Raw genomic sequence first — 12,643 nt, 5'->3', positions numbered from 1 at the left:
CGCGCCGCAAGGATCGCGCCGGGTCAGGTCCCCGTCGCCAGGGTGTCGAGGAACCGCTGGAGCGCGGGGGCCGACGAGGCGTCGAGGCGGCGCCGCACCGGCGGCACGGTCGCGCCCCGCCGGACGGCGCCGGTTCCGCGCGCGTCACCGCCCCGCCGGACGTGCCCGGTCGCCACCCGGCGTATGAACTCCGCGACCGTGAGGCCGAGTCCGTCCGCATGCCGCAGTACGGCGTCGTACTCGTCGGGTGGGAACAAGACCTGCACAGGCTTGGCACCGTCCATGGACGCATGATGCCGTCCTGTCCAGCCCGGCGCGGGACGGCTGGCATATTCCGCCCGAAGGGGTGGCGCGGGGGTGCGGGGGCGGGGCGGGGCGCACGTGCGGTACGGAGCGCGGCACGGCCGGGGCGGGTGCCGCGCTCCGCGCGTGCGTGCCGTATCGGCTACGGGCGGTTGTCGACCAGGTCCTGGATCTGCGGATAGATCTTCTCCATGCGGGTGCCCACGTTGGTCGGGCAGGAGCCGCCCCAGTGCAGGGCGATCACCTTGTGGGAGGAGCCGGCGAGCACCGGGGAGCCGGAGCTGCCGCCCGAGGTGTCGCAGTTGTACCCGACGTCCTCGGAGCCGAGTTGCGGGGTCCGCACGCCGCAGTAGGCGCCGCCGTCGCGCTCCTCGTAGAGCGAGATGCGCTTGGGCCGGGTGTCGCCGTGTCCCGCGATGTACGCCTGCTCGTTGGCGATCGGCGCGCGGGTCTCCAGGAACAGGGTGCCGAACTGGGTGATCTTCTCGAAGTCGTCCACGCTGAAGAGCGTGAAGTCGAGGCTCGCCGAGGTGCGGAGCAGGGCGTTTGCGCCGACCTTGGTGCCGGGGCGCGGGTCGTTGCCGCCGCAGGTGGCGCAGTCGTAGTCGAACTGCAGCTCCACCCTGTCGAGTTCGGCCTGTGTCTTGATGCAGTGGTTGTTGGTCATCATGTGGTTGCCGCGGCCCACGCGCCAGGCGGTGCAGTAGCCCCCGCCGTTCAGGAGCATGCGGGCCACGCCGCGCGACGCGGCGTAGTGGGCGGGGTGGCTGGTCTTGTAACAGACCGCGTCACGGCGGCCGTCGGCGCCGCACACGCTGCGCGTCGACGGGTTCTCGGCGGCGAACTCCGCCGGGGTGTAGCCGCGCCAGTACCGGTCGACCACGGCGTGCGAGCCCCGCTCGCCGCGGGTGTGCAGGGTGATCACCGCGGTGTCCCCGTCGACCGACATCGCGGCGAAGCCGGTGCGGCCGTGCCGGGTGAAGCCGGCGTCGCCCCGCGCGGCGGCGCCGCGGGTGGGATCGCCGTGGTAGGTGTGCACCTCGCGGCCTGCCGGGTCGGCCACGGTGAGGTGGTCGCCGGGCGCCAGCGCGAGGCGGGCGACGTGCACCTTGACGTACGCCGCTCCCGGGTGCCGGATCTCCTGGCGGACCGGGCTCCCGGGGGAGCCGAGCCGGAGGTCGGCCTGCTGCTCCTCGCCGGCGGCCGGGACCGGGGCGGTGCGGACGGGGGCCGGTGGCGTTTCGCTCGCCGTCGTCGGTGCGGCGGGGACGAGCGCGGCCGTGACCACGAGAGCGGCCGCCGCGATGACGCGTCTTAACACGGTGCCTCCTTGGAGGGCAGTGGGGGGATGCCGCTCTCGACGATAGATCTGTACATGACAAGCAGGGAGGCGTGTGTCGGTCAGAAGTGAACGGGAGGAGGTGCGGGAGGGGGGCGGGGCGGGGCGCACGTGTGAGGGCCCCGGCCGGACGGGGGAATCGCGGTCGGGACCCTCATCTTGTTCAACGGTGAAATAGGGGAGTGCGTTCCCGCGTGCCCCGTGGGCCGCTGTGATCTGTGCTACATGCACACGGTGCGCGTCGGGCCCGCGCCCCGGGCGGCCGGGGCGGGCAGCGCGGAGAGCGGGGCCCCGATTCGTCCGGGCTGTGGCACTCGCGGCGGGAACGCCCTAGCTTCGTGCCGTGACGCTCGACGATCTCCGTGTCTTCATCGCCGTCTGCCGCGCCGGCAGCCTCAGCGCCGTGGCGCGCGACCTCTCCTGTACGCAGTCGGCGGTGAGTCAGCACGTCAAACGCCTGGAGAAGGAGCTGGCCGTCAGCCTCCTGGAGCGGCACGCGCGCGGTGTCGTGCCGACGTCGGCGGGCCGCATCCTGCACGCCGCCGCGTCCGACGGCATCGGCGGCATCGACCTCGCACTGCGCCGCCTGCGCGATCTGGTGCGCGGCGAGAGCGGCGCGGTGCGCATCACCACCGGCGCCACGACGGTGCGGCACTTCATGGCCGATGCGATCGTCGGCTTCCGGCAGCGGTTCCCGCAGGTGGCCCTGGAGTTCCAGACGGCGAGTTCGAGCCGCGCCTGCTTCGACGCGCTCGCCGCCGACGACCTGGACCTGGCCTGGGTCACCATCGGCGAACCCGTGCGCGGCATCGAGCAGCGGCCCGTCGCGGACCTGCGCTGGGTCCTCGCCGTGCCGTGCGGCGACCCCCTCGCCGCCAAGCGGCGCGTCAGCCTCGCCGAGCTGGCGGCCGTGCAGCTCATCCGGCCCCCGGAGGTGTCCAGCTCGCGCTCGCGCCTCGACGCGGCCCTCGCCGAGGTGGGGCTGCGCCCGCAGGGCCACACCAGCGTGGCCGACTGGGACACCGCGCTGCTGCTCACCGAACTCGGCGTCGGCCAGGCCGTCGTGCCGGAGCTGCCGGGCTGGCGCGATTCGGGTCCGCCGGGGCTTCGCCTCGTCCCGGTGCCGGAGCTGCCCGCGCTCTCCGTGGGCTGGGCGGTGCGCCGCTGGGACGCGCTCAGCCCGCTCGCACGCGCCTTCGCCGACACGGTGGCCGCCGACTGCGGCGCGGGCGGCGTGGGCGCGGTGCCCGCGCAGGCGGTTCAAGGGGCGAGCCGCGCGGCGCGGGTCTGAAGGTAGCGGATCTCCGGGCGGCTCAGCGTGCGCTCGGCCGCCGTCCGGTACGCGGCGCGCGCCCCCTCGATGTCGCCCGCCTTCTCCAAGAGGTGCGCGCGGACGGCTTCGAGACGGTGGTGGCCCGCCAATCGCTCCTCCATGTCCGCCAGTTCGACGAGCCCCGCGCGCGGGCCGTGCACCATGGCGACGGCCACCACCCGGCCCAGCTCGGCCATCGGCTCCGGGGCGCGGCGCACCAGGACGTCGTACAGAGCGAGGATCTGCGGCCAGTCGGTGTCCTCGGCGCGGGCCGCCTCGTCGTGCAGCGCGGCGATCGCGGCCTGCACCTGGTAGGCGCCCCCGGGGCCCTGCCGCAGCGCCTCCTCGACCAGGGCGGTGCCTTCGGCGACGGCCCGGGCGTCCCAGAGGCTGCGGTCCTGCTCGTCCAGGGGGATCAGCTCGCCGTGCGGCCCGGTGCGGGCCGCGCTGCGCGCGTCGGTGAGCAGCATCAGCGCGAGCAGGCCCGTCACCGCGCCCTCGCGCGGCAGCAGCCGCCGTACGGCACGGGTCAGCCGGATCGCCTCAGCGGCCAGGTCGGCGCGGTGCAGGCTTGCGCCGGACGTCGCCGTGTAGCCCTCGTTGAAGATCAGGTACAGCACCTGGAGGACGGCCGCGAGCCGCTGGTCGCGGTCGGCGGCCCCGGCCTCGCGGAAGGGCACGCCCCGGATCTTCTGCTTGGCGCGGCTGATGCGTTGCGCCATCGTCGCCTCCGGCACCAGGTGCGCGCGGGCGATCTCCGCCGTGGTGAGGCCGCCGACCGCGCGCAGCGTCAGGGCGATCTGCGCGGCCGGGGTGAGCGCCGGGTCGCAGCACAGGAACAGGAGCGTGAGCGTGTCGTCCTCGGACGGGGCGCGGCTCTCGCCCGGCGGAGGCGCGGCGACGGCGTCGCGGGACGTGAGCCGGGCGGCGTTCTCCTCCCGGCGGCGCCGGGCCTCGTCGGCGCGCAGCTGGTCCACGAGGCGCCGGGACGCCACCCTGATCAGCCAGCCGCGCGGATTGTCCGGCACTCCGGCGTCCGGCCAGCGCCGGGCGGCCGCGAGCAGCGCCTCCTGCACCGCGTCCTCGGCCTCGGCGAAGTGGCCGTAGCGGCGCACGAGCGCGCCGAGGACCTGCGGCGCGTGCAGGCGCAGCAGGTCCTCGATCTCGCGTGACGGCTTCATCCAGGGGGTCCCGGGCGGGCTCAGCAGACCTCGCCGCCGCCTTCCTGCACCGGCCGGATCACGACCGGCGAGTTCGGGGCGCCCGCGGGCACGGGGCACTCGGTGATGCGCGTGGCGATCTCCGTGACGCGCTCCAGGCTCTCGCACTCCAGGAGCCAGTACCCGGCGAGCACCTCCTTCGTCTCGCTGTACGGTCCGTCCGTGATCACGGGGCGCCCCTCCGCGTCCCGGCCGACCAGACGGGCCTGCGCGGGGTCGGTCAGGCCCTGGCCGTCGACGAGCTCGCCTGACTCGGCGAGGTCGTTGTTCAGGGACCCCATGAACGCGAACATCGCTTGGAGCTCCTGCTCGCTCCAGGCCGGGCTGTGCGCGGAGGCCTTGCCGTTCATGGCGGCGTAGTCGGCCTGCGCGCCCTGAATCATCACCAGGTACTTCATGACGTACTCCTCTGGCTGTGTCGTCGCCCCTCGTGGGCCACTCTCACAGGGGACGTCGGGGCGGGCGAGCCGTTCTCGACACCCGCCGCGCAATTCCTCGCCGCGTGTCTCGAAGTCCCCCGACCGGGCGCACCCCGCGCGCGGGCCCGGTCGGCCGCCCGGAGAGTGGGAGGCATGCGTGCCTTGCGGGAGACGGTGGCGGGGCGGCTGCCGCGTGCCGGGCGCGCGGTCGTCGCCGGTGTCCCCGGGCTCGTGGCCGTGGGGGCGCTCGCGCTGTGCGCGGTGGGCGTCGAGCACGCGGCCGAGGGCGAAGGGCGCCCGCGCGCCGCCGCGGTGCCGGCGGTCCACAGCGCCGCCCGGCCGTCCATCGTGCCGCGCGCCGCATGGCTCGGCGACACCCGCGGGGCCCCGCCGCCGGTGCGCTACGGCGGCCCCGTCGTCGCCGTCTTCGTCCACCACACCGACTCGCCGAACGGGTACGACTGCGCCGACGCGCCGCGCATCATCCGGGCTCTCGCCGCGGGCCAGACCGGGGCCCGGCTCTTCGACGACATCGGCTACAACTTCCTCGTCGACCGCTGCGGAACGATCTACGAGGGCCGCGCGGGCGGCGCCGACCGGCCCGTCGTCGGCGCCCACACGCAGGGCTTCAACCACCGCACGGCCGGGGTCGCCGCGATCGGCACCTTCACCGCGGGCACCCCGGTGCCGGCGCCGATGGCGGAGGCCATCGCGGCCCTCGCCGCGTGGAAGCTCGGCCTCGTGGACGTCGACCCGCGGCTGCGGGCCCAGCTGGTGTCCAGCAACAGCCTCAGCCGGTTCCCGGTGGGGACGCGCGCCGAGTTCGACGCCGTGGCCGGGCACACCGACGGCTACACCACGTCCTGCCCGGGCGCCGCGCTGCGCGCCCAGCTGCCCGCGATCCGCGAGCGTGCCGCCCAGCTCCAGGGCCGTACGAAGGAGCGCGCGCAGGCGGCCCGGCCGCTGCGGTGACCGACCGGGCGGCCGGTCAGACGACGCGGGCGGCGATGGCGCGCGCACACTCCAGGGACTCGGTGCGCGTCGTGTCGACCTCCAGGTCGTAGCGCACGCCCTCGTGCACCAGGCGGGCCTGCGCCGCGGCCATGCCCGGGGTCCGGTCCCCGCGCGCGACCTCGCGGCCCGCGGCGACGGCGCTCTCGCAGCGGACGCCGACCCACAGCACGTCCAGGTCGCCGAGGGCCCGCTGCCACCGCTGCTGGGACGCCGTACCGCCGAGGAAGACGTCGTCGACGACGATCCGGGCGCCCGCGCGGGCCATCGCCACGACGCCCTGGGTCCAGGCCGTCTCCAGGGACCGGAAGTCCGCCCCGACGTCCACGCCGCCGTCGGCCGCGAACACGATCCCGCCGTCCGCCCCCTGCATCCGCGCGGGCAGGGCGTCGACGAACGAATCGCACCCGAACGCCAGCCACTGGTCGGGCAGGACGGCCTGCAGGCACCGTACGATCCCGGACTTGCCCGAGCTGGAACCGCCGTTGAGGATGATCATCCGAGTCGTCACCGCGCCACCCTAGGCCGCGGCGCTCCTCGGCGACCAGTGGATTTGCCCCGGGCGCACCGTCCGGGTCCAGCCGTCGAGCCGGACGCCCTCATGGCCGCGTCGCAGACCGGTCGGTACGAGCTGGCCGCCCGAGCCGCTCAGGCCCGATCGCACGCGCCACCGGCGTGCTTCTTACGGACGCCGGAGTCCACGAGCAACTGGAGGCAGGTCAGGTAATCCCTCCCACCTGCCTTGCAGGCCCGCTTGACCCACGTCCCGACCTTGTCGCCTTCTTGCATTGGTCATGAGTTAGCACCTTTCGTATCCAGAAGTTCCGTCGCCTGACTCGTATGAAGAAGCCGTACGGTCACCTGTGTGTAGATGAGCTCGCTTCGCAGGCGCGGAAGTTGATGTGGTGAAGGGGGCCGAGGCCACCGTTCACCTGGCGGGGCGGCATGTGGTGAAAGCCCGCTGCCGCGTTGGTCGCGGTTGCGACTGTCTTAGGCGCCGTCCGGCGCGGTAGGCGTTCGCACTCGCGGGCCGCTGCGTCGCGCTCAAGGGCGCGCGGTCGGTGGCGATGGCGTACGCCGTCTCCATCGCCGTGTCCCGCTCGAAGGGGTGGTGGCCCTCCACCGCCTCGTACAGCGTCACGCCCAGGGACCACAGGTCGCAGGCGGGGCCGGGCTCGGCGCTGCGCAGCCGCTCGGGCGCCAGGTACCGCACGGAGCCGATCAGTTCGCCGGTCCGGGTCAGGGACGGCGTACCGCTCTCCACGGCGATGCCGAAGTCGGTGAGTACGGTCCGCCCGTCGTGCCCGAGCAGCACGTTGGCGGGCTTCACGTCCCGGTGCAGGACGCCCGCGTCGTGCGCGGCGCGCAGCGCGGCCGCCATGGCCCGGCCGTGCCGGGCCGCGTCGGCGGGCGCCAGGGTGGTGCGCTCCTTGAGGACGTCGCCGAGGGTGACGGAGGGGACGTACTCCATGACGATGCACGGCAGGCCCTCGTCGTCCACGACGTCGTGGACGACGACCACGTGGGGGTGGGTGATCCGGGCGGCGCTGCGGGCCTCGCGGCGGGTGCGCTCGTGGAGCGTCCGGATCTCGTCGTCGTTCAGGTGCGGCGGCACGTGCAGCTTCTTCACGGCGACGTGGCGGCCCAGGAGCTCGTCCTCGGCCCGCCACACGGTGCCCATGCCGCCCCGCCCCACGCGCTCCACGAGGCGGTACCGGCCGGCCACGAGCCGTCCCAGATCGGACACCGTCGACGTTCCCCCGCTTCGCACACATGAACAGGTTGCGCAGGAAGCCTAACCCGACCGCCTGCGGACCCATCGGCTACCGATTCGCGGTCGCGTACACGATGAGGTTGTCCACGGGGTGACCCTGCGCGTCGTACGCGCCGTCGCAGGTGATCAGGCGCAGGTCCCGGGAGTTGGTCGCGCCGTAGACCTTGTCGGTGGGGAAGGCCTTCTTCGAGGCCGTCTCGGTGGCGGTGACCCGGAAGTGGACGGTCCTGCCGCGCGCGTCCCGTACGGCGACGTCGGCGCCCACCCGCACCTTCTTCAGGTCGTGGAAGACGGCCCGGCCGAAGCGCGTGTCGTTGTGGCCGATGATGACGGCCGCGCCGCGCCGCCCGGGGACCGCGCCCCCGGTGTACCAGCCCGCCGTCATGCCCTTCTCCGCGGGCGGCACCTCCACGGTGCGGTCCGGGTTCAGACCGAGCCGCATCAGGGAGCTGCGCACGCCGATGGACGGGATCGCCACGTGCACGGGGGCGGCCGGCCCGGACCGGGCGGCCGCGTCGGGCTCGCCGACCGCGTACGTCTTGGAGGTGGACGGCCTCGCCTTGGTGGCGGCGGCCGTTCCGTCGGCGGCGGAGCAGCCGCCCACCGTCGCGCAGACGACGGCGGCGAGGGCGCAGCCGCCGACGGCGCGCCGCCGGGGCGCGGCGGACACCGGGAGCGGTCGGCTCTTGAGGGGCATGGAGACTCCGGACGCGGTGGCGCCGCCCGGGCAAGAGGCGGCGCCACCGCGCGTGGTCGGGCCGGCCCCGCGCTCGCGGCGCGGTGTCCGGCGGGGGAGGTGGTCCTCGCGGCCGGGGTCAGCTCTGGACGCGGCCGGTGGCGCGGCGGCGCAGGACCAGGGTGCTCGCGCCCGCGAGCAGGGCGATGCCCGCGGCCGAGCCGACGAGGGCGGGGGTGTTGTCGCTGCCGTCCGCCGTGGGCCGCTCGCCCGCGGCGACGCCGCCCCGCGGAGTCACCGCGAGGTCCTTCCGGGCGGGCTCGGGCGCGGGCGCGCTCTTGTCCTTCTCCTTGACGACGGGCTTGTCACCGGCGGCGACACCGCCGCGCGGCGCGACGTGCTTGCGCTTGGCGTCCCGCAGGGCCTCCTCCGTCGCCGCCCGCTTCTTGGCGACGGCGTCCTTGGAGACCTCGGGCGCGGGCGAGGGGGCGCTCTCGCCGGCCGTCGGCTTCGGCTTCGGCGTCGAGTCGTCGGCGAAGGCCGCGGCCGCCGGGGTGGCGAGCACCCCGGCCGCCACGGCGGAGGCGACGACCGCGGCGCGCAGGGAGCGGGCGTGGGGACGGGCGTGGGCGCGGTGGGTCATGTGGTGGGGCTCCGTTCCGGCTCGTACGTGGAGGAGTGCCCGGCGGGGGCGGCGGACACCGGTGTTCCGCCGGGCACGGTCGCCAGGCTGGCGGGAAGTTATGAGGAAGCTGTCAGGTTCCTGTTGGGGTTCGATCAGCCTCGCGGCGGACTTAGGGTGACGCCATGACGACGTTGCTGATCCACGCGGGTGAGGCCGGTGCCGAGGCGCCCGGCCCGCGGACGGGCGGGGTGCCGCTGGTGCCGCCCGGCTTCGCGTGGCCGACCTGCCGCGAGTGCGGCGGCGCCCTGCTGTTCCTGCTGCACCTGCCGCTCGGCGCGGGCGCCGACGGCGAGGCGGGCGCGGGCGGTGCGACGGGCCGCGGGGACGTCGTGTCGGTGTTCCTGTGCCAGAACGACCCCGGCATGTGCGACGACTGGGACGCCACCGGCGGCGCCAACCGCGCGTACCTCTTCACCGCCGAAGGCCTCGCCCCGGCCGCCGTCCCCGAGCGCGGCGAGACCGGGCTCGGCGCGGTCAGCGCGCTGCGCGCCGAGCAGGTCGCCGCGGCGGGCTTCCCCGAGGCGCTCGACGCCTGGGCGGCCGACGACGCGGCCTCGCTCCTGGTGCAGGGCCAGCTCGGCGGCGAACCCGCGTGGCTCCAGGGCGACGAGACCCCGCACTGCCCCGGCTGCGCCGCGCGCATGGCGTTCACGGCCCAGCTGGAGGAGGGCTACGACTTCGCCACGTCGGCCAACTTCGGTGGCGGGGGCATCGGGTACGTGTTCACCTGCGCCGACTGCCGTGCCGCGGCGTTCCTCTGGCAGCGCTGAGCCCCGGCCCCCTGTCGGCGCCCTCTGGCAGAGTGCGCGGCATGAGTGATCGCCACGAAGCCTTCCGCGCCCTGCACCGCACCGGCTCGCCGCTGTTGCTGCCCAACGCCTGGGACCACGCGTCCGCCGCCGCCCTCGCCCGCGCCGGATTCCCCGCGATCGGCACGACGAGCCTCGGCGTGGCCGCCGCCGCGGGCAAGGCGGACGCCACCGGGGCGGCGCGCGAGGAGACCCTGCGCCTCGCCCGCGGCATCGCCCGGCTGCCCGCCCTGATCACCGTCGACATCGAGGGCGGCTTCGGCGACCGGCCCGACGAGGTCGCGGACCTGGCCCGCGAGCTCACCGAGGCGGGCGTCGTCGGGGTGAACCTGGAGGACGGCCGCCCGGACGGCACGCTGACCGCCGTCGACGCGCAGTGCGCGCTGATCCGCGCGGTGAAGGACGCCGTGCCCGACCTGTTCGTCAACGCGCGCACGGACACGTACTGGCTCGGCGCCGGGGGAGCGCCCGAGACCGAGCGCCGCGTCGACGCCTACCAACGGGCGGGCGCGGACGGGGTGTTCGTGCCGGGCGTGCGGGACGAGGCCGTGATCGCCGGACTCGTCGGCGCCCTCGAACCCCTCGACGTACCGCTGAACGTGCTGCACGCCCCGGACGGTCCGTCGCCCGCGCGCCTCGCCGCCCTCGGCGTGCGGCGCGTGAGCACGGGCTCGCTGCTGTTCCGCGCGGCCGTGCAGCAGGCGGTGGACGTGGCCCAGGAGTTTATTCGCGGCGCTTCGCGCCCCAGGGACGTACTCTCGTACGCCGATGCCCAAGATCTCGCCACGGCGTTCGAGGACCGGACGCGCGAGCCCGGGAGGTAGCCCCGGGCGGGCCGCGCCCGTGGCGGGGCGGGGGAGGGGGAGCGCATGGCAGGGCGGGGCACCTCGCGCCGGGCGCCGCGGACGTCGAGCTCCGGCCCGGACGGCCTGTGGGCGGACCCCAACTACCGCCTCTTCCTCGGCCTCCAGGGCCTGTCCGCGCTCGGCGACTCCTTCTCGCACGTGGCGATCCCGCTGCTCGTGCTGCACCAGACCGGTTCGGTGGCGCAGATGGGGCTCGTCACCGGGCTCACCGGCCTCGCCTCGATCGTCACCGGACTGTTCGCGGGCGTCGTCGCCGACCGGGTGGACCGGCGCCGCCTGCTGGTGCTCACCGACGTCGCGCGCTGCGTGCTCTTCGGCACGGTCCCGCTGGTGTGGCTGTTCGCGACGCCGCTGTGGCTGGTCTACGCGGTCGTGCCGGTCGCCGGGGCCTTTGCGATGCTCTTCCAGGTGACGTACGTGACCGTGGTGCCCGCCATCGTGGGGCCCGGCCAGATCCTCAAGGCCAACAGCCATCTGTTCGGCGCGTACGCCGTCGCGAGCGCGGGCGGGCCCCTGCTGGCCGGACTCGTCGCGGCCGCGTTCGGACCCGCCGCCGCGCTCGGCATCGACGCCGCGACGTTCGCGGTATCGGCGGTCGGCATCCTCTTCGTGCGCATACGGCCGATGCCCGAGGCCGAAGGCGAGGGAGACGAACGCGGCGGCGTGCGGCGGGAGTTCCTCGCCGGGGCGCGCTTCCTGTGGCAGCACCCGGTGCTGCGGCCCCTCACGGTGCTGCTCGCGCTGCTCACGTTCCTCACCTACGGCCTGACCGACGTCATCATCTACCACGTCAAGCACGGCCTGGGGCACGGCGACAGCACCGTCGGCTATGTGCTGACCGCCGGAACGCTGGGCACGCTCGCGGCGTCGTTCGCCGTCGACCGGATGCGCGAGCGACTCGGGTTCGGGGTGAGCTGGATCGGCGTCAACGCGCTCGCCGGAGCCGCCGTGGCCTGTCTGGGCCTCGCCGGAAGCGTGCCGCTGGTGGCGGTGCTCGCCGCGGTGATGCTCTTCTGCACCGGCGTGGCGGGCGTCAACTCCATGTCCCTGCGACAGGAAGTGACACCCAGTCATCTCCTGGGCCGGGTCACCTCGTCCTTCTGGACCCTCCACAACGCCCTCGGTCCGACCGGCGCGGCCGCCGTCACCGCGGCGGCCGGGGCGTGGGGCGTGCGCGCCGTGTGCCTGACCGTCGGCACGTGCGTGGTGGCCGTGGCCCTGACCGGCACCGTGACGAGCATCGGCCGCACCCGCACGGGCCGCGCGGCGCCGGGCGGCGGAGGCTGAGGCACGACCGCGCCCGGTCGCGAGGGTTCGCGCGCCCGGTCGAGAGGGCTCACTCGCGCCCGGCCGTGAGGGCTCACTCGCACCTGGTCATGAGGGTTCACTCCGCCGACCGCAACCGGTCCAGTTCGCCGCCGATCGCCTCCCGCAGTACGTCGTGCCGCGGGCCGAGCCCGAACCGCCCGTCGCGCCAGTGGTCCTGCGGGTACAGCCACACCGGCTTGCCGGCCAACTCGGCCGGTTCCCAGGCGAACCGGGGCCAGACATGGGCGTGCAGGAACGGGTCGGTGTTCCCCAGGATCTCCAGGTTGACCCGGCGGAACGCCGGATCCAGGCGTCGGCACGCGCGCTCGACCGCCTCGCCGAGCCGGTCCATGTCGGCCAGGAACGCAAGGCGTTTGCTCCTCGGCAGGTCGGAAAGGCGCTGCACGCCCGGCTCGTCCACCAGCAGGACCGAGTAGCCCGGCAGGAACTGGACGTCGCCGATCACCGCGAAGCCCGCGTCGAGCCGTCGCAGCACCGTGGGATTCTCGCCCCGCAGGGCGGCCCCGATCCGATCCGTTCTCCAGTCGTCAGCCATGGAGCGACTCTAGGACCTGTCCGGCGGGAAGATCGACTACTGGCCCGGCCGGGGCAGTCGGACCGTCGCGATGCCGCCCTCCAGGTCCACCGCCGTGCGGTGGGGCGGTGCGCCGTCCTCCTCGTCGTCCCGCAGCACCAGGGAGGACTGGCGTTCCTTGAGCTCGCTCTGCTTCCCCGGTGAGAAGCTGGCGTGCAGCTGCTCGAACCCGGTCGCCGATATCTGGCCCTGGCGGGCGCTGTTCCGCCAGGGCAGCAGTCCGGCGCGCCCGGCGCGGAGCAGCAGTTGGTCCACGAAGGCCACGACCGTCAGGACGATGACGAGGCCGGGCAGGGTCATGAAGACGGCGAACTCCATGACGCCAG

The 12,643-nt window shown here is 74.8% G+C and carries 14 protein-coding genes and 1 pseudogene; 5 read left to right on the top strand and 10 right to left on the bottom strand.

Features of this window, described 5'->3' with window-relative positions; genetic code table 11:
* Nucleotides 1-23: 23 nt before the first annotated feature.
* Entirely contained in the window at nt 24-284 is a 261-nt protein-coding gene (locus tag IG74_RS0116095; RefSeq protein ID WP_030676556.1) for a hypothetical protein, read from the bottom strand.
* A gap of 161 nt (nt 285-445) precedes the next feature.
* On the bottom strand, nt 446-1,624 hold the full coding sequence (locus IG74_RS0116090) for a trypsin-like serine peptidase (protein ID WP_030676552.1): 1,179 nt from the start codon (nt 1,622-1,624) through the stop codon (nt 446-448).
* A gap of 361 nt (nt 1,625-1,985) precedes the next feature.
* Between IG74_RS0116090 and IG74_RS0116085 the strand changes: the two genes are divergently transcribed.
* A complete protein-coding gene (locus IG74_RS0116085) occupies nt 1,986-2,933 on the top strand; it encodes a LysR family transcriptional regulator (protein ID WP_030676549.1) in 948 nt (315 codons plus the stop codon).
* On the opposite strand, the gene IG74_RS0116080 is transcribed toward IG74_RS0116085, so the two are convergent.
* Together IG74_RS0116080 and IG74_RS0116075 are read right to left on the bottom strand one after the other, a co-directional pair.
* On the bottom strand, nt 2,903-4,135 hold the full coding sequence (locus IG74_RS0116080) for an RNA polymerase sigma factor (protein WP_030676546.1): 1,233 nt from the start codon (nt 4,133-4,135) through the stop codon (nt 2,903-2,905). The two genes, IG74_RS0116085 and IG74_RS0116080, sit on opposite strands and share 31 nt — an antisense overlap.
* 20 nt (nt 4,136-4,155) lie before the next feature.
* Nucleotides 4,156-4,572 carry a YciI family protein gene (locus IG74_RS0116075; RefSeq protein WP_030676543.1) on the bottom strand — a complete coding sequence of 139 codons (417 nt, stop codon included), beginning with the start codon at nt 4,570-4,572 and terminating at the stop codon, nt 4,156-4,158.
* Nucleotides 4,573-4,746: 174 nt separating this feature from the next.
* On the opposite strand from IG74_RS0116075, the gene IG74_RS0116070 reads away from it, so the two are divergent.
* Entirely contained in the window at nt 4,747-5,565 is an 819-nt protein-coding gene (locus IG74_RS0116070) for a peptidoglycan recognition protein (protein ID WP_030676540.1), read from the top strand.
* Nucleotides 5,566-5,581: 16 nt separating this feature from the next.
* Here IG74_RS0116070 and cpt read toward each other — a convergent pair whose 3' ends face one another.
* The 4 genes and pseudogenes from cpt to IG74_RS0116045 all read right to left on the bottom strand — a co-directional run bounded on the left by cpt (nt 5,582) and on the right by IG74_RS0116045 (nt 8,697).
* Nucleotides 5,582-6,103, bottom strand: coding sequence for a chloramphenicol phosphotransferase CPT (gene cpt, locus IG74_RS0116065; RefSeq protein WP_030676537.1), 522 nt, complete (start codon nt 6,101-6,103; stop codon nt 5,582-5,584).
* Between the two features lie 549 nt (nt 6,104-6,652).
* Nucleotides 6,653-7,351: pseudogene (locus tag IG74_RS0116055) on the bottom strand (serine/threonine-protein kinase); the annotation flags it as partial.
* 76 nt (nt 7,352-7,427) lie between these two features.
* Nucleotides 7,428-8,075, bottom strand: a complete 648-nt coding sequence (locus IG74_RS0116050) for a class F sortase (RefSeq protein WP_030676531.1) — start codon at nt 8,073-8,075, stop codon at nt 7,428-7,430.
* A 118-nt stretch (nt 8,076-8,193) separates the two neighbouring features.
* Complete coding sequence (locus IG74_RS0116045) at nt 8,194-8,697, bottom strand: hypothetical protein (protein ID WP_030676529.1); 504 nt, start codon at nt 8,695-8,697, stop codon at nt 8,194-8,196.
* A 164-nt stretch (nt 8,698-8,861) separates the two neighbouring features.
* Between IG74_RS0116045 and IG74_RS0116040 the strand changes: the two genes are divergently transcribed.
* From IG74_RS0116040 to IG74_RS0116030, 3 genes are read left to right on the top strand one after another with little or no spacing between them, the layout of a single operon-like run.
* Nucleotides 8,862-9,509 carry a hypothetical protein gene (locus IG74_RS0116040; RefSeq protein WP_030676526.1) on the top strand — a complete coding sequence of 216 codons (648 nt, stop codon included), beginning with the start codon at nt 8,862-8,864 and terminating at the stop codon, nt 9,507-9,509.
* Between the two features lie 41 nt (nt 9,510-9,550).
* Nucleotides 9,551-10,372: an isocitrate lyase/PEP mutase family protein gene (locus IG74_RS0116035; protein ID WP_030676523.1), complete on the top strand. Its 822-nt coding sequence runs from the start codon at nt 9,551-9,553 to the stop codon at nt 10,370-10,372.
* Between the two features lie 45 nt (nt 10,373-10,417).
* The gene (locus IG74_RS0116030) at nt 10,418-11,701 is read left to right on the top strand and encodes an MFS transporter (protein ID WP_030676519.1); all 1,284 of its coding nucleotides are present in this window, start codon (nt 10,418-10,420) and stop codon (nt 11,699-11,701) included.
* A 97-nt stretch (nt 11,702-11,798) separates the two neighbouring features.
* On the opposite strand, the gene IG74_RS0116025 is transcribed toward IG74_RS0116030, so the two are convergent.
* Both IG74_RS0116025 and IG74_RS0116020 read right to left on the bottom strand, forming a co-directional pair.
* A complete protein-coding gene (locus IG74_RS0116025) occupies nt 11,799-12,278 on the bottom strand; it encodes an HIT family protein (protein ID WP_030676517.1) in 480 nt (159 codons plus the stop codon).
* A gap of 36 nt (nt 12,279-12,314) precedes the next feature.
* Nucleotides 12,315-12,635 carry a DUF6191 domain-containing protein gene (locus IG74_RS0116020; protein WP_030676515.1) on the bottom strand — a complete coding sequence of 107 codons (321 nt, stop codon included), beginning with the start codon at nt 12,633-12,635 and terminating at the stop codon, nt 12,315-12,317.
* Nucleotides 12,636-12,643 lie beyond the last annotated feature (8 nt).

Origin of the sequence: Streptomyces sp. NRRL B-1347, assembly GCF_000720325.1 — a bacterium.
GTDB lineage: Bacteria > Actinomycetota > Actinomycetes > Streptomycetales > Streptomycetaceae > Streptomyces.
The sequence above is the reverse complement of the archived record's forward strand: the minus strand, read 5'-3'. Positions and strand labels throughout refer to the sequence as shown.

Bases quoted from the DNA above. Each gene is read 5' to 3' on its own strand.
- IG74_RS0116095 (WP_030676556.1), bottom strand. From the start codon at position 284: ATGGACGGTGCCAAGCCTGTGCAGGTCTTGTTCCCACCCGACGAGTAC.
- IG74_RS0116080 (WP_030676546.1), bottom strand. From the start codon at position 4,135: ATGAAGCCGTCACGCGAGATCGAGGACCTGCTGCGCCTGCACGCGCCG.
- IG74_RS0116075 (WP_030676543.1), bottom strand. From the start codon at position 4,572: ATGAAGTACCTGGTGATGATTCAGGGCGCGCAGGCCGACTACGCCGCC.
- IG74_RS0116070 (WP_030676540.1), top strand. From the start codon at position 4,747: ATGCGTGCCTTGCGGGAGACGGTGGCGGGGCGGCTGCCGCGTGCCGGG.
- cpt (WP_030676537.1), bottom strand. From the start codon at position 6,103: ATGATCATCCTCAACGGCGGTTCCAGCTCGGGCAAGTCCGGGATCGTA.
- IG74_RS0116050 (WP_030676531.1), bottom strand. From the start codon at position 8,075: ATGCCCCTCAAGAGCCGACCGCTCCCGGTGTCCGCCGCGCCCCGGCGG.
- IG74_RS0116045 (WP_030676529.1), bottom strand. From the start codon at position 8,697: ATGACCCACCGCGCCCACGCCCGTCCCCACGCCCGCTCCCTGCGCGCC.
- IG74_RS0116040 (WP_030676526.1), top strand. From the start codon at position 8,862: ATGACGACGTTGCTGATCCACGCGGGTGAGGCCGGTGCCGAGGCGCCC.
- IG74_RS0116035 (WP_030676523.1), top strand. From the start codon at position 9,551: ATGAGTGATCGCCACGAAGCCTTCCGCGCCCTGCACCGCACCGGCTCG.
- IG74_RS0116030 (WP_030676519.1), top strand. From the start codon at position 10,418: ATGGCAGGGCGGGGCACCTCGCGCCGGGCGCCGCGGACGTCGAGCTCC.
- IG74_RS0116025 (WP_030676517.1), bottom strand. From the start codon at position 12,278: ATGGCTGACGACTGGAGAACGGATCGGATCGGGGCCGCCCTGCGGGGC.
- IG74_RS0116020 (WP_030676515.1), bottom strand. From the start codon at position 12,635: ATGGAGTTCGCCGTCTTCATGACCCTGCCCGGCCTCGTCATCGTCCTG.